At 59.9% G+C, this 26,238-nt stretch carries 21 protein-coding genes; all 21 read right to left on the bottom strand.

Annotation, left to right across the window (positions count from 1 at the left end):
* Positions 1–62: 62 nt before the first annotated feature.
* A complete protein-coding gene (locus tag ACZ0AZ_RS16710) occupies positions 63–419 on the bottom strand; it encodes a flagellar protein FlaG (protein WP_039761159.1) in 357 nt (118 codons plus the stop codon).
* Between the two features lie 73 nt (positions 420–492).
* On the bottom strand, positions 493–1,344 hold the full coding sequence (locus ACZ0AZ_RS16705; RefSeq protein WP_039761157.1) for a flagellin domain-containing protein: 852 nt from the start codon (positions 1,342–1,344) through the stop codon (positions 493–495).
* A gap of 242 nt (positions 1,345–1,586) precedes the next feature.
* A complete protein-coding gene (locus tag ACZ0AZ_RS16700) occupies positions 1,587–1,853 on the bottom strand; it encodes a hypothetical protein (RefSeq protein WP_024012098.1) in 267 nt (88 codons plus the stop codon).
* Positions 1,850–3,139 carry a motility associated factor glycosyltransferase family protein gene (locus ACZ0AZ_RS16695; RefSeq protein WP_310407241.1) on the bottom strand — a complete coding sequence of 430 codons (1,290 nt, stop codon included), beginning with the start codon at positions 3,137–3,139 and terminating at the stop codon, positions 1,850–1,852. Before ACZ0AZ_RS16695 ends, ACZ0AZ_RS16700 begins: the two co-directional genes overlap by 4 nt.
* A gap of 87 nt (positions 3,140–3,226) precedes the next feature.
* A complete protein-coding gene (locus ACZ0AZ_RS16690) occupies positions 3,227–4,153 on the bottom strand; it encodes a ketoacyl-ACP synthase III (protein ID WP_039761155.1) in 927 nt (308 codons plus the stop codon).
* 227 nt (positions 4,154–4,380) lie between these two features.
* Positions 4,381–5,433: a pseudaminic acid synthase gene (pseI, locus tag ACZ0AZ_RS16685; RefSeq protein ID WP_463537755.1), complete on the bottom strand. Its 1,053-nt coding sequence runs from the start codon at positions 5,431–5,433 to the stop codon at positions 4,381–4,383.
* Positions 5,426–6,931: a UDP-2,4-diacetamido-2,4,6-trideoxy-beta-L-altropyranose hydrolase gene (pseG, locus tag ACZ0AZ_RS16680; RefSeq protein ID WP_463537754.1), complete on the bottom strand. Its 1,506-nt coding sequence runs from the start codon at positions 6,929–6,931 to the stop codon at positions 5,426–5,428. Before pseG ends, pseI begins: the two co-directional genes overlap by 8 nt.
* Positions 6,928–7,623 carry a pseudaminic acid cytidylyltransferase gene (gene pseF, locus ACZ0AZ_RS16675; protein ID WP_463537753.1) on the bottom strand — a complete coding sequence of 232 codons (696 nt, stop codon included), beginning with the start codon at positions 7,621–7,623 and terminating at the stop codon, positions 6,928–6,930. Before pseF ends, pseG begins: the two co-directional genes overlap by 4 nt.
* The gene (locus tag ACZ0AZ_RS16670) at positions 7,620–8,240 is read right to left on the bottom strand and encodes a pseudaminic acid biosynthesis-associated methylase (RefSeq protein WP_073472797.1); all 621 of its coding nucleotides are present in this window, start codon (positions 8,238–8,240) and stop codon (positions 7,620–7,622) included. The genes pseF and ACZ0AZ_RS16670 overlap by 4 nt, the downstream gene beginning before the upstream one ends.
* 27 nt (positions 8,241–8,267) lie before the next feature.
* Positions 8,268–9,428, bottom strand: coding sequence for a UDP-4-amino-4,6-dideoxy-N-acetyl-beta-L-altrosamine transaminase (pseC, locus tag ACZ0AZ_RS16665; RefSeq protein ID WP_129999020.1), 1,161 nt, complete (start codon positions 9,426–9,428; stop codon positions 8,268–8,270).
* The gene (gene pseB, locus ACZ0AZ_RS16660) at positions 9,425–10,426 is read right to left on the bottom strand and encodes a UDP-N-acetylglucosamine 4,6-dehydratase (inverting) (protein ID WP_110645058.1); all 1,002 of its coding nucleotides are present in this window, start codon (positions 10,424–10,426) and stop codon (positions 9,425–9,427) included. Before pseB ends, pseC begins: the two co-directional genes overlap by 4 nt.
* 23 nt (positions 10,427–10,449) lie before the next feature.
* A complete protein-coding gene (locus tag ACZ0AZ_RS16655; protein ID WP_463537752.1) occupies positions 10,450–13,365 on the bottom strand; it encodes a glycosyltransferase family 2 protein in 2,916 nt (971 codons plus the stop codon).
* Between the two features lie 54 nt (positions 13,366–13,419).
* Complete coding sequence (locus tag ACZ0AZ_RS16650; RefSeq protein ID WP_039761138.1) at positions 13,420–14,157, bottom strand: cephalosporin hydroxylase family protein; 738 nt, start codon at positions 14,155–14,157, stop codon at positions 13,420–13,422.
* Positions 14,158–14,174: 17 nt separating this feature from the next.
* Complete coding sequence (locus ACZ0AZ_RS16645; protein ID WP_463537751.1) at positions 14,175–15,245, bottom strand: class I SAM-dependent methyltransferase; 1,071 nt, start codon at positions 15,243–15,245, stop codon at positions 14,175–14,177.
* Complete coding sequence (locus tag ACZ0AZ_RS16640; protein ID WP_463537750.1) at positions 15,235–16,107, bottom strand: NAD-dependent epimerase/dehydratase family protein; 873 nt, start codon at positions 16,105–16,107, stop codon at positions 15,235–15,237. The genes ACZ0AZ_RS16645 and ACZ0AZ_RS16640 overlap by 11 nt, the downstream gene beginning before the upstream one ends.
* A complete protein-coding gene (gene rfbC, locus ACZ0AZ_RS16635; RefSeq protein ID WP_129999016.1) occupies positions 16,104–16,664 on the bottom strand; it encodes a dTDP-4-dehydrorhamnose 3,5-epimerase in 561 nt (186 codons plus the stop codon). The genes ACZ0AZ_RS16640 and rfbC overlap by 4 nt, the downstream gene beginning before the upstream one ends.
* Positions 16,661–17,743, bottom strand: coding sequence for a CDP-glucose 4,6-dehydratase (gene rfbG, locus ACZ0AZ_RS16630; RefSeq protein WP_039761132.1), 1,083 nt, complete (start codon positions 17,741–17,743; stop codon positions 16,661–16,663). The genes rfbC and rfbG overlap by 4 nt, the downstream gene beginning before the upstream one ends.
* On the bottom strand, positions 17,725–18,498 hold the full coding sequence (gene rfbF, locus ACZ0AZ_RS16625; protein WP_039761130.1) for a glucose-1-phosphate cytidylyltransferase: 774 nt from the start codon (positions 18,496–18,498) through the stop codon (positions 17,725–17,727). Before rfbF ends, rfbG begins: the two co-directional genes overlap by 19 nt.
* 373 nt (positions 18,499–18,871) lie before the next feature.
* Positions 18,872–20,806: a calcium-binding protein gene (locus tag ACZ0AZ_RS16620; protein ID WP_463570770.1), complete on the bottom strand. Its 1,935-nt coding sequence runs from the start codon at positions 20,804–20,806 to the stop codon at positions 18,872–18,874.
* 154 nt (positions 20,807–20,960) lie between these two features.
* Positions 20,961–24,548 (bottom strand): glycosyltransferase, encoded by a 3,588-nt coding sequence (locus tag ACZ0AZ_RS16615; protein ID WP_463570772.1) that lies wholly within the window; start codon positions 24,546–24,548, stop codon positions 20,961–20,963.
* A 109-nt stretch (positions 24,549–24,657) separates the two neighbouring features.
* Positions 24,658–26,226, bottom strand: coding sequence for a flagellar hook-associated protein 3 (locus ACZ0AZ_RS16610; RefSeq protein WP_039761124.1), 1,569 nt, complete (start codon positions 26,224–26,226; stop codon positions 24,658–24,660).
* Between the last annotated feature and the right edge of the window lie 12 nt (positions 26,227–26,238).

Here is a 26,238-nt window from a genome sequence, read left to right as displayed (position 1 = left end):
CTGCCATTCTTTTGACCGTTACACGCGTCCTGAGAACGAACAAACACTATTCATGCCATTTATCAGACTTTGGCGTCGAACAATACATGACTTGCATTGGCGAGGCTGTCGGCCAGTTTGAGGGCTTCGGCGGAAGGAATCTGTCGAACGACTTCACCCGTCTCGCTCGCGATCACCTTGACGATGACCTTGCCGGAATGCTCGTCGATCGAGAACTCCAGATTACGCTTGATCGACTGGACGAACTTTTCGATCTCTTGCACCGCCAGTTTCAACTTGGCGCCGTCCGCATCCTGATCCTTGGCAGCGACCGGCGCTTCAGTCTTTTGGACTTTGGGCAGCTCTGACGGTTTGTCAGCAACCGGTGTCACTGGCTTGGGAGCCGGATAAGACACGTTAAGCTTTACGCTCATGTCCATGCCCATCACCTCTTAACGTAAAAAAGCGAGAGAGCACGACAAGCGCACTCCCCCGCTTAAACTCATTCCGAAATTACTGAAGCAGCTTCAGTACAGCGGAAGGCAGTTGGTTGGCTTGAGCCAGTACGGAGGTCGAAGCTTGCTGCAGAGTCTGCTGCTTGGTCAGGTTAGCAGTTTCAGCGGCGAAGTCGGTGTCCTGTACACGACCCTGAGCAGCGGTAGTGTTTTCAGTGATGTTCTGCAGGTTCTGGATGGTGCTGGTCAGACGGTTTTGCGAAGCACCCAGGCTGGCACGGGTTGCACCGATGTTAGCGATAGCTGCGTCGATTGCAGTGATCGCGCTGTCGATGGCGACGGCAGCGTCAGAAGGGGTGGCGCCAGTCAGTACAACAGTGCCGCTGCCAACCGACAGGCTGACGGCGTCGAACTTGGAGCTCAGTACCAGGTCGATGTGGTTAGCCGAACCGGTGTTTGCGCCCACTTGCAGGGTCACAGTGCCAGCCGAACCGTCCAGCAGGTTTTTGCCGTTCAGGTTGGTCGAAGCCGAGATACGGGTGATCTCGTCGGACATCTGAGCGAATTCAGCGTTGGTAGCGGTCTGGTCAGCAGTGCCGTTGGTACCGTTACGGGCTTTAACAGCCAGTTCACGCATACGCTGCAGGATGTCGGTAGTAGCTTGCAGAGCGCCTTCAGCGGTCTGGGCAACGGAGATACCGTCGTTGGCGTTCTGGATGGCCTGGGTGTTACCGCGGATCTGCGAAGACATACGGTTGGAGATCTGCAGGCCAGCGGCGTCGTCTTTGGCGCTGTTGATTTTCAGGCCGGAAGACAGGCGCTGCATCGAAGTGGACAGAGCGTCGGAAGCGCGGTTCAGGTTTTTCTGAACGTTCAACGATGTGGTGTTGGTGTTTACTGTTAAAGCCATGACGAATTCCTCGTTGGTTGGGTACTGCGGCTTCCGGCCCTGGCAACCGCCGGGTATGGCCTAGAGAACCTTCGTAATAGTTATCGTCGGGATTGCAGGTTGCTTGAGGGCTTTTTGAAAAAATTTTGCCATCACCACGCCACCCCCGAGAAAACAAAGACTTAGCAGCACATCCAGCGCGAAAAAATGACGTCATAAAACCGCCTGTAACGCAAAGCCGCGGGCCAGTGCTGCGCAGCGGTTCAGCGCCTGGCACTTTCCAGCAATTCGACCAGTTCGTATTCCATATAGTCAGCCAGGCCCAACCAGTTCTGGCGCTCCTGACAGTCGAGCATTTGCGTGAGCACCTGTGCCCACGCCTGCTGGATACCCACTGAGGCAGACGCCAGACATTGCTGGGCCTGTTCGAATACATCGACCATCGTCAGTGCCGCCTCAACGTCACGCCCAAGGCGAAACAACGCGGCACACTGACGACACTGATCCTGACATTGACTCAGCGCACTCATTGCACGAACTCCGGATTGAAAGCGGTCCCGGCAATCAATGCACCGGCGCGGCTGCTGTTGAGAAATTCGACCTTTGGATGCGCGGCGATATAACGCTCAAGCACACACAGATATCCGCGAAAATTCAGCTGAGTACTGACGCGCTGACCGTGGCCATCGCGCACCCAGTGCCTCGCCTGGGCCAGCGGCGGGCCCAGATCACCGTCGTCCCAACCGGCGTGGGTCTTGTTCATCGGGAAAGCGAAGTCAGCGCCAAACAGAGTGATTCGGCTCGCGCCCATTTTTACCGCGAGATCCACCGCCGGATGAATCACGCTGCCGCCGACGTGCAGCTCGCCGCGTGGATACTGTTTTTGCAGCTCGGCATAGATCGGGCTGGCCGAATAGCCGCCATAGCGCTTGCCCTTCCATGCCTTCAATACCTGCGGGTCGCTCATCGGCAGGTACACCAGCGTAATGCCGTCAGACGTCTGAAAGGGCAGATGCCGAAAGCCGATGCGCTGATCGATGCTAACCACCAGATCAGGCACGATGCCATGTTCGCGCAACGGTCGATAAGCGGTATCAACACAGATGAACAACGGCCGCTCAGCAAGCTGACGAATCGCCGCCAGACGTTCGAAATGCTGCTCCAGCGTCGGTCCGGTGGCGATTACGTAGATTTCACGTCCAGCGCAACTGCCGAACAGCTGCGCGACATCGTCATCGCCAAGCAACACCGGCAGACATTCCTGCAAGCGTTGCTGGATTTCTGGCGACTGCGGATCGAAATCACGATTGTTGAACGTCAGGTGCACTTCATTGATCAGCCGGTCGCGGATCTTCGCGTTGAAGTCATCGGCCAGCAGCATCTCGGCGGGCAAGGCAAAGAACGGCGTGAAGAAGTCCGGGTGATCACCCGCGTAAAACAGTTCGACACGGGGATCCTGCAGCCACTGGCGCTGATCGAGCAGTTGCAGCACCAGTGCGAACAGCGCGCCATTGAGAATGTGCACGTAGAGGCGCTCGAGCCCCGCACGTTCAAGAAGCACGCCGGGCAAGTCGCCCAGGCCGGTGCCATAGACATGGAGTTGCGGTTTTTCCGGCAGGCTTGCCGCCTGAACCTGCGCCTCGTACAGACGATCATGGCGACTGGTCAACTGAATGCCGTCAACGCTCAGCGTCGAGCCCAGCCCTTGCACGAGTTCGGCCTGTACGGACGCGCTGTCTTCAGCCATCAATCGCTCGAACAGCGCCGGCCAGCGCCGTTGCAACACCTCGGCATTGGCTTGGAAAAACTCGCTCATGGCGCCTCGCGCTCCTTCTCGGGCAAAAAAATAGCGTTCAAGGTTAACCTTGAACGCTATTTTTGTATCAGTGGTTTTTGCAGCAGCTTACGGACGATAGATGATCGCCGAGCCCCACGACAGACCGACACCAAAACCGCTCAGTGCAACGCGCTGCCAGTCGGAATCAAGCACGTGTTTTTCCAGCAGCAGCGGAATGCTCGACGACACGGTGTTGCCGGTTTCGACCATGTCCTTGATGAACTTCTCCGGCTCGCCTTCGAAGCGTCGCGCCACGGCGTCGACAATCGCCGCGCTGCCCTGGTGGATGCAGAATGCGTCGATGTCATCGGCCTTGAGATTGGAATCGTCGAGCAACTCGTGCAAGTGTGCCGGGACTTTCAGCAATGCGAAGTTGAACACCTGACGACCGTTCATGAAGAACACGCCGTTGCTCACTTTCAAGTGCGGTGCGCCGGAACCGTCGGTGCCGAACTTGGCCTTGCCCAGTGCCCAGGTCGGGTGTTCGCCCATCCACGTTGCCGTGGCGGCATCGCCAAACAGCATGGTGGTGTTGCGGTCTTCCGGGTCAACGATTTTCGAGTACGGGTCAGCAGTGATCAGCAGGCCGTTCTTCAGGCCGGCGGCTTCCATGAAGCCTTTGATCGCGTAGATGCCGTAGACGTAACCGGAGCAGCCCAGGGAAATGTCGAACGCCGCGACGTTGGTCGGCAGGCCCAGTTTGTCCTGAACGATGGCAGCGGTGTGCGGCAGACCTTCTTCGTCACCATTCTGGGTGACGACAATCAGCGCATCGATCGATTCACGCTTCAGTTCAGGGTTGCTGGCAAACAGCGCATTGGCCGCTTCCACGCACAGGTCGGAGGTTTCCTGCTCAGCGTCTTTGCGCGGCAGGAACGCCGAACCGATCTTGCCAAGGATGAATTCTTCATCCTTCTCGAATTTTGCACCTTGTGCGTAATTGTCCACGCCGGCTACAGGAACGTAGCTCGCAATGCTTTTTATGCCAATCATTACGGCTTCCCAATAAAAAACAGCCCAAAACCACCGCTCGCAAGGATTCGAGGGGCGCCGACAAACAGAAAACGGCCGCCACAACGGGCAGCCACGGGAAGCGCAAAGGGCTATCACTGGAACCGCAAAACGGGCCAGGCGCCATCTCCCCGGTCAATACAATACAGTGAAGATGCGCGTTATGACTCGCAGGTCACGCTATTTTGCCGAATCGATGGCAGATTGGCCTATTCGACCAGCGACCAATTCAGCGGCGTACCGCGCTTGATCGCGGTGCGCGCACGGCGTCCGAGGACGGCTTCGGTGTGCTTGGGCGGCAGACCGAGACCTGGGCGAATCGCGCGCAGATTATCCCCGGTAAAGGCTTCACCGGCAGCCATGTCAGCAGTGACATACAGCGAGCGGCGATAGACCAGCGACTTGCGCTCGGCCTCGGTCGGGCCGTACTGAACATGTCCCATCGCCTGCCAGGCACGCTCGGTTTCGACGACCAGACTGGCCAGCTCCGCCGGTTCCAGAGAAAAACTCGCGTCAACACCGCCGGCCGAACGGTCGAGGGTGAAGTGCTTTTCCACCACGGTCGCGCCCAGCGCCACCGCTGCCACCGACACGCCCACACCCATCGAATGATCCGACAGCCCCACCTCGCAACCAAACAGCTCGCGCAGATGCGGGATCGTGCGCACGTTGCTGTTGAGGGGCGTGGCCGGATAGGTGCTGGTGCACTTGAGCAACACCAGATCCTTGCACCCGGCCTCGCGTGCGGCACGCACGGTTTCATCCAGTTCGGCGATGCTGGCCATGCCGGTGGAGATGATCAGCGGTTTGCCGGTCGCTGCCACTCGACGGATCAACGGCAGATCGGTGTTTTCAAAACTGGCAATCTTGTACGCCGGCACTTCAAGGCTTTCGAGAAAATCCACCGCGCTGTCATCGAACGGTGTCGAGAACGCGAGCATCCCCAACGCCTTGGCCCGAGCAAAAATCGGCGCGTGCCACTCCCACGGTGTGTGAGCTTTTTCGTAGAGATCGTAGAGCGACGTGCCGGCCCACAGACTGCCCGGATCCTTGATGAAGAATTCGCCTTCAGCCAGATCCAGGGTCATGGTCTCGGCAGTGTAGGTTTGCAGCTTCAAGGCATGCGCCCCGGCCTTGGCTGCCGCCTCAACGATTTGCAGGGCGACGTCGAGGGACTGGTTATGGTTGCCGCTCATTTCGGCAATGATGAACGGCGGCGCATCGGCACCGATGGTGTGGTGGCCAATCTTGAAACTAGGCATGCGGGTGATCCTTCAAAACACGGCTGAACGCACAGGTTTCCTGGGTGAACCCGGCGTCGCGAAAGACTTTCAATGAGGACTGATTGGCGGGCACGACCCGCGCAGTGATGCGCGTCAATTGCGGCCAGTGCGCAGCGACAAATGCTTCGCCACGACTGAGCACTGCCCTGCCCCAACCGAGGCCGAAACGCCCCTCCAGCAAATAGATCGACACTTCGGCATCGAACCCGCGCAAGTCGTAGCGCAGCACCCCGACCGGGCCGTCGTCCGCCTCGGCAATCAACAGCAGCCGCTGAGGGTTGCGCAAACTGGCCGTCAACCAGTTCAGATGCTGCGCCCAATCGATCACGCCGGTTTCCAGCGACCAGCGCCGTACCGCTTCTGCATTACGCCCATCGAACAGCAACTGCGCATCGTCCAGCGTCGCCGGGCGCAGTTTCAGCACCGCACCGGCCAGCGCCGCCGCCACACGCTCAGCACCGCGGCCATCGACCAGTTGCCGCGAGCGCTCGGCGAGGCTGCGGCGTAGAAAATGATTGTTCACGACGAATCCGACCGCATCACGCAACTGCTCGACGCTGACCTGCTCGCGAGCCCCCATGAACACATGCGCACCGGCAGCGGCCATGACTTCGCCGTTGGCCTGCTGATTGTTCGCCACGGCGATGCAGAGGGTCGGCAAACCCAGCGCAGCGCGCTCCCAACTCGTGCCGCCGCCAGCGCCGATGAACAGGTCGGCTTCAGTCATGCGCTGATGGAAATCGCTGACGAAACTGTGCAGGCGCCAGTTCGATCGCGTCTCGGCCAACGCTTGCATCTGCGTCCACGCCGGGTTGTCGGCGCCAGCGACGAAGTCCACCTGCAACTCAGTGAAATCCGCCAACGCCAACATCGCGTGATGAGTCTGCCTCGCCGCGTCGAAACCGCCGAAATTGACCAGCACGCGCCGCGCCTGCGGCTTGATCTCGATCGCTTCGCAGTTGAATTCATCGCGCAACATGGCGTAGCGCGGGCCGAGCAAGGTGCGACAGCCTGGCGGCAGCAGCGGCGCGTAGTTTTCGCTAAGACCGGACAGGTTCTGATTGAGCAGCAGATCGACGCTGTAGCGCCGCGTGGCCAGATCATCCACGGCGGCGATTCGATGCGCCCAGCGCCGGGCAGCGGTTTGCCAGTGATGATCGAGGCCATAATGGTCGACGATGATCCAGTCGAACGGTGCCCGCCCGTCCAGCAGCAGGCCCAGTGCATCAATATCGAACTGCCACGGCAACATCGATTCGATGGCCTGCAGCGGGTCTTCGTCACGATAGCGCTCGGGCAGCGCGAAGGTCTCGAAGCCCTCGGCATTCAGGGCGTCGAGTCGATGCCCCGGCAAACGCCGACAGGCAAATGCGACATGACTGCCCTGCCCGCGCAACACCCGCGCCAATGTCAGACAGCGGGCGATATGGCCGCTGCCAATGGTCGGCGAAGCGTCGGCACGAATCAGCACCCTCATTGCAGCTCTCCGCCGGCCTTGAGCGCGGCGTACAGGTATTCGGCGCGTTGCCAGTCCTCGGGAGTGTCGATGTCCTGGACCAGATGACGCGGCAGGATCACCGGCAGGCTGGCTGGCGAATACAGCACATCACCGCGCAACCACGCCTCGCTGCGCCCCCAATAAAACTGCCCGGCGTCCTGAAACGCCTCGGGCAAGTCCTGCGAACGAGTATTGCGAAACTCGGGATACAACGCCGTCAAGGCGCCGTCCCCGTCGACTGTCAGTGCCCGCTGTACCGGAAACGCGAAATCGCAGACCGAGAACGCAAATGATCGATGCGGATGCTGCTCCAGCAACTCCAAACCCTGACGCAGATAACGTGCCTGCAACAGCGGCGCAGTGGCGTAAATGCAGCAAGCGAAATCGAAGGACGGCAACTGCTGCAGTGCGTGCACGATGACCGCCGCAGTGCCGGTGAAATCATCGGCCAGATCGGCCGGGCGCATGAACGGTACCTGCGCACCGTGCGCCCTCGCGATGTCGGCAATTTCGGCATCGTCGGTGCTGACCACGACCTGCTCGAACAAACCTGATTCCAGCGCTGTGCGGATCGAGCGGACAATCATCGGCACGCCCACGAACGGCAAGAGATTCTTGCGCGGGATACGCTTGCTGCCGCCACGGGCAGGGATGATTGCGACGTTGCTCAAGGGCGTTTTTCCAACAGGAACCAGGTGATGTCATCGGCCGGAAATTGCCGATCACGGTGATAGACGAAGCCATAGTCGAGCAGTTGCAAATCGGCATAGCGATCAAGCATTTCCCCGGCAAAATCGCGCTTGAACAGCTTGCCGCTGTTACCGCGGTAAGCAATTTCCATCGGCGCCGGATTGTAGTACTCGGCGATCAGGATGTAGCGCTGGCTCAGCTCGTACATCTGCGCATAGGCGCGCGGCAACAGCTCGGGAGCCAGATGGATCAGCACGCCTTTGCTCAATGTCAGATCGTAGCGGCGCTCGACAGGAAAATCGAACAACGAGCCGTGCCAGATTTGCGCGATGTCCAGCGCCTGCGCCTGCGCGCACGCGCTTTCGTTGATCTCGACACCGAACAGTTCGCAACGCGGCAATAACTGACGCAATGCCTGCAAATTGTTGCCGGCGTTAGTACCCAGCTCCAGCAGACTGTCGACGCGCCCCGCGCGGCTCAGCGCTTTGGCGAAAAAGCCAAGGTTGCCCGCCACCAGCGCCTGGCCGACGTTGCGCTCAACGTACTGGTTGCCGAATTCACCCTGCCAGAACCTTTCCTGCTCGCTCAGATCGCGCATACACAGTCTCGTCTACCGCCGCAGCGGTCATCGTTCGGTCAGTCGGCGCAGTTGCTCGACTACATGATCCTGCTGCTCATCGCTCAGCAAGGGGTACAGCGGCAAGCTGATGGCTTGAGCGTAATAGCGTTCAGCCTCGGGAAAATCGCCCTCTGCAAACCCCAGACCCTGATAGTAAGGCTGCAAGTGCACGGGAATGTAGTGCAGATTCACGCCAATACCGGCGGCGCGCAAACCTTCGAAGACCTGACGATGACTGAGGCTGATGCGCTCGGTCTGCAAGCGAATCACATACAAGTGCCAGGCCGACTCCGCCTCTTCCTGCGGGCTCGGCAACGTCACCGGCAAATACGCCAGCAAGCGATCATAGCGCGCCGCCAGTTCACGGCGCCGGGCGACAAACTCATCCAGTTTGCCCAGCTGTGACAGTCCCAGCGCCGCTTGCAGATCGGTGATCCGGTAATTGAAGCCCAGCTCGACTTGCTGGTAATACCACGCCCCGTGGCTCGGCTCGGTCATGTGCTCGGGATCGCGGGTCATGCCGTGGCTGCGCAGGCGTCGCAGACGTTCGGCCAGCGCCGGGCGATTGGTCAGGATCATGCCGCCCTCGGCGCTGGTGATGATCTTCACCGGGTGAAAACTGAACACCGTCATTGCCGCAAATTCGCCACAACCGACCGGGCGCCCGGCGTAGCTGGCGCCCACCGCGTGCGAGGCGTCTTCGATCACGGTGAAGTGGTAGCGCTCCGCCAGTTCGGCGATGCGCCGCATATCGCAGCTCTGCCCGGAGAACGCGACGGCGACGAGGACTTTGGGCAACGTGCCGTCGCGCTCGGCCTGTTCGAGCTTCGCTTCAAGGGCAAAGGCGTCGAGGTTCCAGGTCAATGGATCGATGTCGACGAAATCAACCTCTGCGCCGCAATAGCGCCCGCAGTTGGCCGAAGCCAGAAACGTATTCGGCGAGGTCCACAAGCGATCGCCCGGCCCCAGATCAGCGGCCAGACAAGCAATGTGCAGCGCCGCGGTGGCGTTGCACACCGCCACGGCGAAATCGGCCTGGCAACGCGCGGCCATCGCCTGTTCGAAGCGTTCGATGGTCGGCCCCTGGGTCAGCCAGTCCGATTGCAACACCTCGACCACCGCATCGATGTCTGCCTGATCGAGGCTCTGCCGACCGTAAGGAATCATACCGACAGCTTCGCGTGCAGATCGGCGATCTGCCCCACTGAAAGGAAATGCGGGTTGGTATCCGAGCGATACTCGAAATCCTCGTCCACGGCACGGCCACGTTCACCGAGTTTATCGACGGCGAAATCGACGTCGACGCTGGTAAAACGAATCGACGGCTGAATCGTGTAATGGTCGTCAAACTCAAGGGTCATCCGCGCATCGTCCAGCGGCACCATCAGTTCGTGCAGCTTCTCACCGGGACGAATGCCGACGTTCTTGTGCGGCAGATGCTCGGCCATGCCGCGCGCCAGATCAACGATGCGGATCGACGGGATCTTCGGCACGAACACTTCGCCGCCGTGCATGCGAGCGAAGCTATCGAGGACGAACTGCACGCCATGATCAAGGGTGATCCAGAATCGGGTCATGCGCTCGTCGGTGATCGGCAATTCTTGCGCGCCGTCAGCGATCAGCTTGCTGAAGAACGGCACCACCGAGCCGCGCGAGCCAGCGACGTTGCCGTAGCGCACCACGGCGAAACGGGTCTGCTGCTCGCCGGCAATGTTGTTGGCGGCGACGAACAATTTGTCCGAAAGCAGCTTGGTCGCGCCGTACAGATTGATCGGGCTGGCCGCCTTGTCGGTGGACAGCGCCACGACTTTTTTCACACCGTTGTCGATGGCGGCGGCGATGATGTTCTCCGCGCCATTGACGTTGGTGCGGATGCATTCGGTCGGGTTGTATTCCGCCGCCGGCACCTGCTTCAACGCCGCAGCATGGACGACATAATCGATGCCGCGCATCGCCTGGCGCAAGCGCTCGGCGTCACGCACGTCACCGATGAAATAACGCATGCACGGTGCATTGAACGTCTGCTGCATTTCGTATTGCTTGAGCTCGTCGCGGGAGAACACCACCACGCGCTTGGGCTGGTATTGCTCCAGCAAGCGGCGAATGAAGTTGCGACCGAACGAGCCGGTGCCGCCAGAGATGAAGATCGATTGTCCGTTGAACATGTTGTGGTTCCTGTCCGGCCTGCTCAGGCGAGCAACTGCGCCCAATTGATCGAGGCGTTTTCGCCCAGAGTGAAACCTTTGCCGCTCAAGGCCAGGTTGGCGTTGTACGCCGCATCCTGGGCAAAGGCGTCGGGCCATTTTTCACGCAATGCCGCCAATGCCGCTGGCGCCTGTGGCAGCTCGCCGGTGTGCAGCACCTGCACCAGTGGCGTCCACACGGTAAGGTAACCGGCCTGACCGGCCTTCAGGCACAGATCGACATCGGCATAGCCGTCAGCGAAGGTCGCTTCGTCGAGGCCGCCAAGGGCATCGAACAGCTCTTTGCCAACCATCAGGCAAACCCTGGAGACGGCCGAATAATTCTGCTCGACAACCAGCCGCTGCATGTAGCCCTCGGCCTTGTGTTGCTCGCCGATGAAAGGCGAACCCACGCCTTCGTTCAGACCAAGAATCAGACCGGCATTGGCGACTTTGCCATCGCGATCGACGAGTTTGGCGCCGACGATGCCGACTTCAGGACGCTGGGCATGGTTGAGCAGCGAATCGATCCAGTTCGGATTGACCACTTCGCTGTCCGCGGCCAGCAGCACCAGGTATTCACCCTGCGCCTGTTCGCTGGCGGCGTTGTACAACGCGACTTCGCTCAGCGGCTGGTCGGCACGCAACACGTTGACCTTGGCGTGGCGCAGCGTTCCCAGCCAGTCGTTGACCGCTGCCGACTGCTTGCCGTTGGCTGCCAACAGCACTTCGTAGCGGCTGTATCGGGTTTTGAGCAGCACGCCTTCAAGGCAGCGGCGCAGCGCTGGCAAATCATCGATGACCGGCACAATGATCGAAACCAGTGGCTGCTCAGTGTGGCGATAATCGATCTGCCAAGTGCCCGGCGCCGCCGAAGTGACTTTGGCCTTGTAGCCGCGATTGCCCAAGTGACGCAGCAACGCCTGACGCTCGTGGGCGTTTTCTTCCAGAGGCGCCTGCTCGGTGATCAGCAGCGGCTCGTCGAGATGCGCGAGACCGTCAAGTCCGCCCTGTTCGATGATGCGCAGCAACAGATCGAATTCCAGCGCCTTGCTGAAGTCGGCCTGATAACCGCCAGCGTCAAGCAGCACCTGGCGACGGATCAACCAATGCCGCGCCATCAGCGACGGCACGCTTTGCAGCAGATCCAGGTTGAAACCGGGGCGGAATACGTCGACCAGTGCGCCGTTTTCCTTGCGCTGGATTTCATCGGTGGCGACCGCACGCACACTCTCGGCACCCATCAGTTCAAGGCTGGCGCGCAACAGGCCGCTAGCGGTGAACTCATCACCGGCCTGAGCCAACATCAACCAGTCGCTTGGCGACTGCTGAGCGCTCTGGTTGAGTTTGTCGACGAGATTGCCGGGCGTGACACGGACAAAGTGCAGGGTGTTCTGCGCAGTGGTCGCTGCCGGCGCTTCACCAGTGGTGAACACGACAATCCTGAACGCTTTGCAGTACCCCTCGACCAGGCTGTCGAGCGACACCTGCAACTTGTCGATGTCGTTGTCCAGATCAAGCAGGAAGATACCGAACTGCTGACCACCACCTTCGGCAGCCACGTGTTGGCTGATCGACTCGAGCTGCTCGATGGCAGGCGCACGTGCAGCCAGCCAGTGCAACAAACGTCCCGATTGCATCTTGTCGAACGTGACCAGATGATCGTCGACCGTCAGCGCCTCGAGGCGGGCGACCCATTCATGCATGGCTTGCGCCGCCGTCTCGTCACCGAGCACTTGCAGCTGCGCAGCCAGACGCTTGGCAACCACCTGGTTGAACGCATTCAGATCATGCGCCTGCCACAACCGGTCGACCACGCTCTCCGGCGTATCGTTATTGCGCGCCTGGAGCAGATGCGCCTGACGCGTCCATCTGCCTTCCAGCCCCTCCAACTGAAGGCGACCCGCCGGCAGGGTGTGCATCATGAATTCAAACTGTTCCAGAAGGTCGAAAAACGCCTGGTTGTAGAACGGCATCTCAACGTACTGCAGTGGGCCGAAACGCCGATCAGGCCGCCGCAATTGCTGATTCCAGGTCGACTCGAAAATCAACTCGGCAGTCAGCGCCCGGCGGACCGCCAGACTCTCGGCCATCGCCGCAAAGCTCTCCAGAACAAATGCCTTGGCCTGCCCGGCATCGAGGTTCTGGATACCGGTCGGCAGCGAGACGAGGAATTCGGCAAACGCCTCTCGTTCGGCGACCGACTTGCCATCAACATAGGTCAACGAGTGATACACGTCGGTATTGTGTTCGGAAACGCCGTAGTTGATCTCGCGTACCACATAGGGAATCGGCAGGATCCGTGCCTTGGCGCTCGCCAGCAGGAAATACACATGCCCGATTTCCTGCCATTGGAAATTGGTCCCCGGCGGCAATGACGAGTGCCAGGTTTTCATCAGGTCAGTACGGGTCACCGCATAAAACGGCGGGATGTACTGACTCATGTAGTCAATGACGCGGTCCTGCGCCCGCTCGGACGAATAGTCTTCCTGAACCTTCTTGTCGCGGCGGTAGTAGTTCACGCCATCGGCCTTCGCCAGGTACATCAGGCAATAGCCGTGGCACATGCCATAGTCACGATTGGCCTGAAGAAAGCCGACAGACTCGCAGAGCGAATCGAACACGATGAAATCGTCATCCGCCGCCAGCACCATGTATGGCGTGCTCAGTTGCTCGACGCCATAGGCCAGTTTGGCCTGCATCCCCCAGTAGGCGAATTGCGGTACATGATGATAATCGACGGCGGAAAAATCGCCTTCCGGACGTTCCGGCGTGGAATCGAGCACCATGATTCGGCAGGGCAAGCTGCTGTAATACTTCACCGCACGGCGCAGGAACGCCGGCCGATTGTGAGTAATCAGCACCACCGTCAACAACTCGTTGAGCGGTAGCGTCAGTTCAGAACTGTACTTGCCTTGCATAACTTCTCTCCACAACCGGCGACTCGCCGAAACAACGCTGGGTAATGTTGCGAATTAACGAACGCGGCGCAGATAACCGTCCGGCGCCACGGTGATCAGCAGTTTGTTCTGCATCTGCCGATCGATCTCGAAATCCTTGTTCTCTTCCAGGTATTTCCACACGGCGGTTTTCGGGTTATCGCCATGACCCCACGGGCGATCCGGAAAAAAGTCCGCCGGCATGTCTTCAACCACGGTGTCCATCACCACGCAGTAGCTGCCCACCGAAACCAGCGGCGCGTACAAGCGCAGCTCCTCGAGTACGTGGTCGTGGGTATGGTTGGAATCGAGGACCAGAATCACTTTCTTGCCCTCGGCAATCGCACGGACTTTCTGCGCGGTCGCCTCGTCGATACTCGAACCTTCGATCATCTGGATGCGCTTGGCCATCGGGTGGCTTTCGATGGCCTCACGGTTGTGCGGGCGAATGTCGAGGTCGATGCCCAGCACTTCGCCGTGGCCCTGCAGCTCCAACAGCGAGGCGTAATAGATGATCGAACCGCCGTGAGCGATGCCGCATTCGATGACCAGGTCCGGTTTGACCTGCCAGATGATCTCCTGCATCGCCATCATGTCTTGCGGCAACTGGATGATCGGACGGCCCATCCAGGAGAAGTGGTAGCTGTATTTATGGCGGGCCGATTCGTTGAAGAAATCCCGGGCCAGTGCTACCACTTTCTGATCATCACCCTGGCGCGCGATCTCTTGTTGGCATTCGGCTTCGAAGGCTTTATGGATGTTGTTTTCGGTCATCTTAATAATCTCAAGGGTCACTGAAACGAAGCGCTGTCGACGGCGTGATAGACGTAGCGTGCGCCAGTCATCCGCTTGATTTCTTCGAGGTAGTTGGAATTCATCACAAACAGATGGGCGCCTGCAGGCAGAGCATCCATGGCCTCTTGCGGCGAGGACACTCGCACGCCACTGAGGGGCAAGTAACGGCCCTGCTTGGCCGGGTTGATGTCAACGACGCGATCTACCGCCACACCGGCGCGCTGCAAGGCCAATGAATAAATCACGCCCTTGGACGAAGCGCCCCAGATGGCCGAGCCCTGTGCCGGCGCGGATTGAATGATCTGCACGGCGCGATCAAGACTGGCGGTGAAGGTGGTCGACAGCGTCAGCAACGACGGCGTCTCGACCGGCGCCCGTTGCAGCGTCGAGAGATCGGCAACGATGTACAGATATTGGCCACCGAACAGATACCCGGCCTCGAGCACGGTGCCGAACATTGCGCGCAAGTCGGCGAGACGGAAGTAATTGACGTGCTCATAGAACACGTCGAACCAGGCATTGTGTTCGACGATCCAGTCAAAGCACGGCACTTCGATATAAATCTGCCCGCCCTGATTGGCTGCAGCCATTTGCGCGAGAAATGCCAACGGATCGCTGATGTGCTCCAACACATGGCGCAACACAATCGCATCCGCTGCCAACCCCAGCTCGCGGGTGAACGGTGCCTTGATCACGTCAGGATTGTCACCTTCATACGAAGGGTCGATCCCGGTAATGGCGTAATCTTTGCCCCGCAGCATCTCAAGGAAATAACCTTTGCCGCAGCCGACCTCAATCAGGGTCTGGCCCTTGAAGTGCCGGGCGAGGATCGCTTCGACGGCATTGAGGTGCGCCTGAAACTGCACCGAGTGCGCCTGTTCGTTCTGATAGTCGGCGTCATAGCTCAGCTTGTCGGCATCGAAGGCCTGGTTGAAGATCAACCCGGTTTGGCTGTCCTGTACCAGAACAATGTCTGCCGCCCCTGAGGCCCGCGCCTCTTCGGCGCTGGAAAACGTGCGGTTCTGCAATACCGGCAGTCCGGTCGCGCGATAAAGCTCATGCAGCATGTTCTTGCCCCTTCAGTTGCGAGATTCGCTGAGCATCACCCCAGAACGCCATGGGCTCATGGGCGGAATAACCGTAATGGCCCAGGTTCAACTTGATCGTTGACTGGCGTTCGCGGACACGCTGTTCAACCAGCGCGCGTACGGAAATCGGCTGGCCGCTGCAGCAGTTGGTGACGCCGTCGACATCAGGCCGGCCGATCAACGAAGCCAATTGCGCGGCCGCCTCGGTAATCTGCAGATAATCACGCAGCTGGTCGCCCATCGACATATTGAACTGCGCCTCACCGCCATCGATGGCGCGGTCGAGGCTGGCCAGCAGGCTGTTGCTGTTCTGCCCTTCGCCATAAAGGTAAAACAACCGCGCCCATTGCAGGGTGAACGCCTGCTCGCGCTGCAATGCTTCAAGGAACAGGCGCAAGGTGTGCTTGGCCAGACCGTAAGGCGTGCAAGGCTGGGGCAAGACCGACTCGGCCAACCGGCCGCTTTGCAAGCCGTATTCAAAGCAAGTCCCGGTGACCAGCACCTGGCTCACCCCTGCCACGACCGCACGCTTGAGAAACGCGTAATCGGCCGGCAGGTTGCGTTCGAAATGAAACAGCGCCTGATAGTTAGGCAAGCCGCTCCAGGCCAGATGCGCGACGACATCCACGCCATCAACCAAGCGCTCGACATCAAGGTCTGGCGCATGCAGATCGGCGGCGACAAATTCCACCTGCGCGAACCACGGCAAACTGCGAGCAGAGTCGAGGGTGCGCGCAACCGCACGCACTTTGCAGCCTTTGGAAAGCAAAGCGCCGACCAAGTGGCGACCGACGAAGCCGGTGGCGCCAGTGACCAGCACAGTGGTGGTGGTCGCCGTCAAAGCTCGACTCCCTGAAACTGTTTGTCGAGCAGCGGATGCCTGGAATCCTTGGCTGACAAATTCTTGACGGGCAGCGGCCATGAGATCGCGAGTGCCGGATCAATGGCCGACAAACCCGCTTCATGCTCCGGTGCGTAATCGGCATCGGTGAGGTACAGCACTTCCGATTCATCGGTCAGTGACTGGAAGCCGTGGGCAAAACCGGCAGGAATCAAAAAACTGAGGCCATCATCGGCGCGCAGTTCTTGCGCATGCCACTGCAAATACGTTGGCGATTGCGGCCGCAGGTCGACCGCCACATCCCAGACCGCGCCGCGCACACAAGTGATCAGCTTGGATTCGGCATAACCGGCTTTCTGAAAATGCAGACCGCGTACGCTACCTTGGCCCAACGTGCGCGAATGATTGATCTGGCGGATCGCAAAAGGACGTCCCTGGACGGTCAGACGACTCTGGCAGAACAGCCGGGCGAACCGCCCGCGCTCATCGCAGAAGACTTTCTGCTCAATGAGGTACAGGCCCTCCAATGGCGTTTTCTGCAGGGTGTAATCGCTCATGAACGCTCTCTGTACAGATTCAATTGGTTCAAGGTAACGGCGCGCATGTCATCGCCGTGTTGCCACGCCAGATGCCAGCCGAGGGTCTGCGTCAGGCATTGTTCCAGCGTCCAGCGCGGCTTCCATCCAAGCCCCTGCCGCGCGCGGCTGCTGTCCAGACGCAGCAGACCGGCTTCGTGCAGCTCACTCGGTTCGATGCGCAGACCACGGGCCTGCGGCCAGCGGTTGGCAAGCAGTTCGACCACCTCACCGACGCTGCACATGTCGGCCTCACCAGGGCCGAAGTTCCACGCACCGGCGTATTCCGGGCCCTCTTCGTAGAGGGCGGCGGCCAGTTGCAGATATCCGGCCAGCGGCTCCAGCGCGTGCTGCCAAGGGCGCACGGCCTGCGGGTAGCGCAGGGTCACTGGCTCGTCGGCGGTCCAGGCTTTCAATACGTCGGGAATCAGACGTTCCGGGGCGAAGTCGCCGCCGCCCAGCACATTGCCGGCGCGTGCGGTAGCCAAGGCCAGACCGTGTTCGGCATGTTTGTCCGCCGGGAAGAACGACGCGGCGTAGGACTGCGCGAGCAATTCGCAGCAGGCCTTGCTGCTGCTGTAAGGATCGTGGCCACCGAGGGCTTCGTCTTCGCGGTACGGCCACAGCCATTCCTTGTTGGCGTAGACCTTGTCGGTGGTCACCAGCACACAGGCGCGCACGCCGCCGACCTGACGAATCGCTTCGAGCAGGTTCAGCGTACCCATGACATTGCTTGAATAGGTGCCGAGTGGATCGCGATAGCCCTCGCGCACCAGAGGCTGGGCCGCCAGATGCAGGACTATTTCCGGCTCGGTCTCGGCGATGATTTCCAGCAAGGCGCCGAGGTCACGCAGATCGCCGCGTTGATCGTTGATGCCCTCGTGTACACGCGCCAGTTGGAACAGGCTCGGCTCGGTGGACGGATCCAAAGAAAAACCGCTGACTTGCGCACCAAGGCTTTGCAGCCACAGGGTCAGCCAGCTGCCTTTGAAACCGGTGTGCCCGGTAACGAGAACGCGTTTGCCACGCCAGAAATCCGCACTCAGGCCCATTGCTTCCATGGGGCCTCCCCGCTCTGCCACAGCGCTTCGAGATGGTTCTTGTCACGCAGGGTGTCCATCGGCTGCCAGAAGCCCGAATGTTCGTAGGCATGCAGCTGTTCCAACTCAGCCAGTTGCATCAACGGCTCGGCTTCCCAGCTGGTCGCATCGCCGGCGATGTAAGGTAGCACCTGCGGTGACAGGACGAAAAAACCGCCATTGATCCAGCCGCCGTCACCTCGCGGCTTCTCGGTAAAGCCCATGACTTGGTGGCCGGTGCGTTGCAACGCACCGTAACGGCCTGGAGGCTGCACGGCCGTAACGGTCGCGAGCTTGCCGTGCGCTTCATGAAAACGGATCAGAGCGCCGATATCGATATCCGAGACGCCGTCGCCGTAGGTAAAACAAAAGGCTTTCTCGTCCTTGAGATAAGGCGCAGTGCGCAAGAGCCGGCCACCGGTCATGGTTTCTTCGCCGGTGTCGACCAGCGTGACGCTCCACGGCTCGCTGTAATTCTGGTGCACCTCCATGCGGTTCTCGCGCATGTTGAAGGTCACGTCGGAGGTGTGCAGGAAATAGTTGGCGAAGAAGTCCTTGATCGCATAGCCCTTGTAGCCCAGGCAGATGACGAAGTCGTGGATTCCATGGGCGGAATACTGCTTCATGATGTGCCAGAGAATTGGCTTGCCGCCGATCTCGATCATCGGCTTGGGCTTGAGGTGCGACTCTTCACTGATCCGCGTGCCGAGGCCACCCGCCAAAATTACTGCCTTCATCGTCTCCCCTCTTGTTCTTCACCGGGCTGCGCATGGCTTCGTTGAGCGTTGCGGACCTTGCGGCGACACCTTTTGCCGTTCCGGGCGCGAGTGCAATGACCGCAAGCGCTCGTTTTATGGCGATTTGAGGGGGACTTGCAGGAAACGCGCCAGCTCAGAGTCGAGGAGGTGGGGAACGGGGATGAGATTTTGATTGGGGGCCTATCCGTTATTGCGGGTGCTGCCGCTGGCGGTTTCGCTCTTACAGCAACACCCGCAGAAACGGATATTCACCCAAACCCCGAGAGTCTGGTCGGCCCAAAGGTCGCCAAGCCCAAAAACAAAAAAGGGATGAATCCAAAGACCCATCCCTTACTTCAACGATGCGCAAAAACTACCCGAACAGCGCAAACCCGTCACCACCCACCGGCAGCTCATACATCTGACCATCGGCCGTCTGAACATGCTCGATGGTCGCAAACCCCGCATACCAGTCCACCAGCCGCACACCGTTGTCCGGCACGCCACTGCTATCATCATTGGCACTGTGCAGATAAATGTCATCGCCCACACGGGTCACGCTCAACTGACTGGCGTCAGCGATCGTGTTCAGAATCAGCGTGTCGTTGGCATCCAGCCCTTCATCCTTGATGGTCACCAAGGCAGACGTGTCCACCACATAGGTATCATCGCCCTGCTCGCCAAACCCGCTGCCGCCCAGGCCCGACGGGCCGGCGCCGTTGAAGATCAACACGTCGTTGCCCTGCCCACCATAGGCCACGCCTCGCCCGAGGGTAATGTTGTCATTGCCTTCATCGCCACTGACCCAGGTAAACAGACCATCGCGCGCAGCTATGATGACGTCATCGCCCGAGCCACCGAACAAGGTGTCGGACTGCCCGGCTGCATCGAGACCGGACGCCAGACCGCCGTAGATGTGATCGTTGCCATCGCCACCCTGAATCTGGTCGTCACCACCACCGCCTTCAAGGACGTTGTCGCCCCACTCACCTTCCAGAACATCATTGAACTGGCTGCCGCGCAGGCCTTCGATGTCGATGTAGACGTCATGGAAGGCGATACCGCTCTGCACCCCCCAATTCAGCGAAGCGCTCAAGCCTTCAGCGCTGTCGTCATAGCTGACGATGTCGATACCGGCGCCACCTTCAAAGTTATCGGCCCCCGCACCGCCCAGCAGCACATCGTTCCCGGCCCCGGAAATGATCGTATTGTTCTCGTCATTGCCGTAGCCGGTGAAATCGCTGCTGCCGGTATAGGTCAACCGCTCAACGAACGCACTCAGCTTCAACTCGGAGAGGCTGGTGTACACATGATCGGTACCGCCCATGAAGCTGTCGTCTTCTTCGACAGTCACACCGGTGCTGTTGATCGTATAAACGTCATCACCGATACCGCCAGCCACCTTCACACCACTGGCATTGACGACAAAACGATCGGCGCCTGAGGTACCGATAACCTCTTCCACGTTGAGCAGTGTGTCACCAGCGAGGTTGCTGCCATTGCCGATCACGACATTGGCTACGTCGAAGGCGTAGCGGTAATTCACAGTGTCGTAGCCCTGCGCACCATCGATACTCATCGAGTCCTTGTGACGATAAATCACATCATCGAAGCCCGAGCCCTGAAGCGCCTCGATGCCGGTGAACATATCGCCATAGGCGATGGTCAGGCCGTCGTAGTTGGCGAAGTCTTCGACTCGCACCCCTTCAAGGCTGTCGCTGTAGCTGACGGTGTCGTAACCGTCTCCCCCGAAGAAATGATCGGCACCATCACCACCCCACAGCCAGTCGTTACCGGCACCCGCGATGATCTCGTTGTCGGTGTCGCTGCCGTAAGCCTTGAAATCACCGGTACCCGTGAAGGTCAGCTTCTCGACGAAGCCAGCCATCTTGATGCTGTTGAGGCTGGTGCGCAGTTCGTCATAGCCACCCCAGTCTTCCTCGACGATGGTCACGTCTTCGGCGCTGACGATGTAGACATCGTCACCGCTGCTGCCTTCCAGCGTCACGCCGGCTACCGAACTGCTGAACGTATCGTTGGAAAAGGTGCCGACGATCTTCTCAACGGATATCAGCGTATCGAGCTTGCCTTCGGGGCCGGTGACGGTGGTCGCACCATCGGCCAGTTCGACGTTGATTCCAGAGGGTATTGCGTAGTAAATCGCGGTGTCGAAGCCGTCACCGCCATCAAGCTCATCCGATCCCGTACTTGCCAGCAGGACATCATCCGACTCCAGTCCATAGAGTTGGTCATTGCTGTCGGTGCCCAGCAGAACATCCGCTTCACTCGTTCCATTCACAATTGTCATTACATCTTCCTTGCGTGGTTGTTGAAACCGGATCTGTCAGTGCGGGCGTTGCCTGTCCGGAGCGCATTCCCTCGCTGATCGACTCAAACAAATCAATGAACCTGTGAAAAAGGCGATCCGAGAGATCGCCTTTCAATGAAGCCTTGCGGGCAATTCAATCCGCCAGCCAGCCATACTCCCAATGGCGCAAGTTATCGCCGCGCAGAACATAGTCTCGCAGCACCACTTCACGCAATTCATCGCCCATGCGATAGCTGGCATCCGGATCAGCCAGATGCATGCGGATCGCTTGCAGCCACTCATCGGTCGTGTTGGTCTTGACCCGCGTGCACGGCAAGTAGCCGCGATAGGCCTCGGTATCGGTGCAGACCACCGGAAAACCGCAGGCGCCATACTCGAGCAGCCGCAGATTGCTCTTGCAGTCGTTGAAGATGTGGAACTCCAGCGGTGCCAGCGCCAGATCGAGGTTCAGGCTGGCCAGTTTTGCCGGATAGACATCCAGCGGGATCACTCCGTGAAACTCATGCATGTACGGCAGCAAATCATCCGGGCACATGCCGAAGAACACCCAGTCGACTTCGTTGGCCAATTCACGCACCACGTCGGCGATCACGGCCAGATCGCCGTGGTGACTGGTCCCGCCCCCCCAGCCGACACGGGGCTTTTTCGAGGTGCGACGCTGGCTGCGCAGGTGTCCCCACAAGTCCTGAGCCAACATGTTCGGCACCACGCGTATGTCGTGGTGCATGTCCGACAGCGCGTTGGCCAGCGGCGCGGTTGAAACGACCACGCGATCGCACAGGCCGATCGCTCGGCGCACCATTCGCTCCATGTCCGACTTGCCCGGCATGTTGCGGATATGTGCATTGCGATGGGGAACGTCGATGACATAGTCGTCGAGTTCGAAAATCCGTCGGGCATTGAAGAACTTCTTCAGCGGCGGGATCTCATCAATGGCGTGCTCTGAGTAGCGCCCCTGCAGGACAATCACATCGGGCGCCTGCCGCTGGATATCGATGATCGACGGCAAGCCGTAACAGATGCGCCCTTCCACGCGGTTGGCCGCTTCCAGTTCGATCATCGGCTGGCTCATGCGATAGTGACCGATGGCTGAAGCGTTGATCGGAACCGCGAGCACGTTCGGCAGTTGCGCCTTGGAGAACGCGCTCCAGCCAGTACGCAGGCCCGGTTCAAGGCTGAAGTTGCTGGCGCCAACGCCCTGCAACGTCAGGTTGACGTTATAGGCCGGGTCGCGCGCAACCAGTGGCAGCCAGCGTTGATAGAAGGTGTCCTTCTCCTCGGCGTGCTGCGCTTGCTCTTGCTCCGTCGCCGCGATAACCGGCTGCGTACCCACCGCCAGCACGGCGTGCGGGTTCATCACCACCAGATAACCGTCGCGGCCAATGCGCAGGCACAGATCCACGACACTGAGCGTTTGCTTGAAATCCTGCTCATCAAGACCGCCGGCCGCTTCGAATACCGATTTGCGAATCATCAGGCAGTCGCCACCGACCGCGCTCAGATCATGCACAGCTTGCAGTCGGTGCATATACCCGTCCGACTGCATCGGCTGGCCGTAGAACGGCAGTCCCGCCGGCCCATTCAGCCCCAGGATGAGACCGGCGTGCAGCACGCCACCGTCCGGGTTGAACAGCTTGGCGCCCACCACCCCGACTTCAGGGCGTTGTGCATGATTGAGCAGCTCATCGAGCCAGTCGGCCTGGGTGATTACCGCAAAGGCGTTAAGCATCAGCACGTACTCACCGCGCGCCTGGCGCGCGGCGAAGTTGTGCACAGCGGCGGCATCGCCCTTTTGCGCATACCGCAGCACGCGAATCCGGTCGCTGCCCAACTGCGCCATGCCGTCCAGCCAGGCCAGCGCTTCGGCGCTTTCGCTGCCGTTGTCGACCAGGAGCAATTCGTACTCGGTGTAGGCGGTTTTCTCCAGCAGCGTTTCGACACAACGCTGCAAGGCGGCAGTCTGGTCCTGAGTGACGATGATCACCGACACCAGAGGGCGCTGCGCGTGACGGTAGTCGACACGATTGAGCAGCCCGTTCTGGCGGATTTCATGAGCAATGCCGAGGCGCTGCAGGTGCGCCTCGAGAATTCGCGGACTTTGCTCCACTACGCCAGGCTCGGTGAGCCATTGCGACAGGTCGAATTTCGACTCCAGCAATACCTCGGCGATATGACCGACAACCTGCAGGCCATCGCTTTCGACCATCCGCCAGAGCATGTCGTGTGGCGCCAGTTCGGCGAACGTTGGCGCAAATCCACCGAGGACGAGGAAGCGTTCGCGCTGGAATGCCAGCGCTCGGCCGACGTACGGATAACTGCGCATGAGGTCGAGATTGAAGTCCGGTTTGAACGCCGGTTCCGCCGATTCGCCGTCGCGCACGCTGCCTTCATCACTGTACAGACACGTCAGCGACCGCGAATGCGCGATGCGATCGGCCATCACCAGCAACGCCGGTGCCACAGGGCGATCTCCCGGTTGCAACAGATAGAACCAGTCGGCGCCTTCGAGTTGCGGCAACAGCGCATTGATCTGCTCCAGACCGTCATCCTGCAACGGCATGTGGAACACCCGATCCTGCAACACTGCTTCTGTACAGGCTACGGACAGTACCAGCACCAGCTCCGGTGGGTAGTCCTGTGCAGCGAGCGCTTGCAGGGTGCGCTCGAGACCGTCGCGGCTACCCTGTGCATCGATGATGATCGGCACGATCCTCGGCTGCTGCGGCCAGCCAGCAAGGGTTTCCGGCAGCCATTGGCGCTGCGTATCGGTCAGCACCCGACACGCCAGCCACTGCGCATAGAGCTCGCCGAAACTGAAGCTGTCGACACCCACGCCCAGTTCCTGGCGGCTTTGCTTGGTACCAAGGGTACGGCTAAGCGGCAGTTCTTCCCAAACGCGAGGCGACTCGTCGGCCCTGGTCAGTTGCACGTAGCGAACCCAGCCCTTGGCGGGCGCCGACTCGCCGCTGCGTACTTTGAGCATTTGCGAAAGCCACTCGCGTTCAACCTCGGCAGCATCCTTCATCGGTTGCTGCGCGCTCAGGCGCTCAGGGTAAAGTCGCTCGGCGCTCAGGACATTGTTCGACGTCACCATGTTGCCGCGCCGCAACAGACACACGTACAAGGCAAAATCCAGGGTCGCGACGAAGCATGCACCTGCTTCAGTCAGAGCGGGCAACAGTTCGGCGACATCGGCACGCCGGAACAACGCACTGCTGAAACCGCCGAGGACATTGACCGGGAATTTTTCGAAAATGCTCAGCACATCGTCGCCTTTGAGCAAGGCGCTCACAGGTGATAGCGAGCTGTTTTCCAAACGGGCCGGCAGAATGATGTCGCTGGCGTCCCACAGCAGCCGCTGAGCGATCACCAGACTGACTTCTTCGCGCTGTAACTCATGGGCTTGCTGTTCGATACAGGCCGAATACAGCAGGTCATCGTCACACAGGAATTTGATGAACTCGCCGCGCGCCTGTTCGAGGCAGGCTTTCAGGTTGCCCACCAGCCCCAGCGTCTGTGGATTGCGAACGTAGCGCACCTGGGCCCCGGTTTGCTCCATGACCAGGCTGACGATGTCCTTGATCTCGTCACCACGACTGTCATCGCACACGACGATGTCGAGATTGCTGTAAGTCTGGCTGACGGCACTGTTCAGCGTGCGCTCGAAAAAGCGCGGATTGAACGCAGGGATGGCAATGCTGACGAGAGGAAGTGAATTCACGGCGGGCTCACAGGCGGTACGAGCCCGCTCGCAAAAACGAGCCCTTGATACCGCAAAAAATCATTAACAGAGGCACAACGTTGGCGGGCGCGCTCGCGCCCGCCAATCATCAGATCTTGTTGAACAGACCCAACTGACTGATCTTGCTGAACGCCAGTTGCGCGGCTTGCAGCATGGTCTGTTGCAGGGTCAGACGGGTCATGACTTCTGCCGGATCGGAATCACGGATCGAACCCTGGGTCGTGCTGTTCGCCGTGGTCAGGCTGTCGTTGGTGATGGCCTGCATGTCCAGGGCCTGGCCGCGCGCACCAATGGTGGTGACTGCGGTGCCGATCTGATTGGCGGCAGCGTCGATGTTGCCGAGGCCCGCCTCCATTGCGCCCTGCAATTTCTGCTTGGCAACCGGGTCGCCGTCAACCGGCGTGTTCAGCGCGGTGATCATCTGGCCCAGGGTGTCGAGCACGTTCTGGGTCTGGTGATTGTTCGGCTGGATCGAGAACTGGTCACCTGCAGCCGGCGTGTTGCCCAGCGCGAAGGTCACACCGGCAGCGGTGGCGTTACCGCCGGCCACCGTGCCCGAGGAAACCGGCTTGCTGTCGGCGGTCACTGGCGCGGCATACAGATCGAAATCGGTGGCGCTGGTGAACTTGAGCACCGCGCCGCCCTGCGGGAAAGCTGCGGTGTAGGCTGCCTGATCGGTGATGGTCGAACCAGTGATCACGCTGGTCGACGGGTTACCCGGATTACGCGTGGTGGTGAACGAGTCCGGCGAGGCCGACAGCTGGAAGCTGTGCCCTGCGATAACGGCGTCCGGATTGGTATCGCCGGCCTTCAGGTTGACGTTCAGCTTGAGGTCGACGCCGCGGAAACTGACGGTCTGATTGGCGCCGCTGCTGTTGCTGATCAGGCCATTTTGGCTGGCCTCGGCGGTCACGTCGTTGCCCAAAGCATCGGTGATCTTCAGCTGGGTGCTGCTGACGAAATCGATGGTGTACGGCTGCCCGGCAGTGAACTTGGCGTCGTAGGTAGCGGCAGTGCCGACGGTGCCGTTGGACAGCACGACACGGCCGTCATCCACGGCTGGTGCAGTCATTTTGGTGTTGGTGCGGCCGGTGTTGATGGTCTGCTGAAACGCATCCCAACCAGTGGTGTTGGTACCCACGGTCATGCCGTCGCCGATGCCCAGATCAATAGTGGTCTGGTCACCGTTGTAGCTGAACGTGCCGTCAGAATTCTTCGAGTACGGTGCGGTATCGGTTTTCGAACCGGAGAACAGGTAGTTGCCGTTGGCATCCTTGGCGTTCATCAGGCCCAGCACTTGTTGCTGGATCTCGCCCATCTCCGAGGCGTAAGCCTGGCGGTCCTTGTCGGTGATCGTGCCGTTGTTCGCGGCCAGCGCAAGTTCCTTGGCCCGTGCCAACGCCGTGGTGATCGAATCCAGCGTGGACTCCTGCACGTTCAACGCACTTTTGGTGGTGTTGACGTTGGTCTTGTACTGATCGAGCATCGCTGCCTGCTGGCCCAGCTGCAGCAGACGCCCGGCACCGATCGGATCATCGGCGGCAGTGTTGATGCGTTGCAGGCTGCTCGCCTCGCTCGCGGTGGCGACAGCCTTGTTGAAGTTACGCTGATAATCCGAAGCTTGCGTTCCGTAATACTGGGCGGTGGAAATGCGCATGAATTACGACTC

It is taken from the genome of Pseudomonas sp. AC239, assembly GCF_979258545.1.
This window is presented reverse-complemented; position numbering and strand designations above follow the sequence as displayed.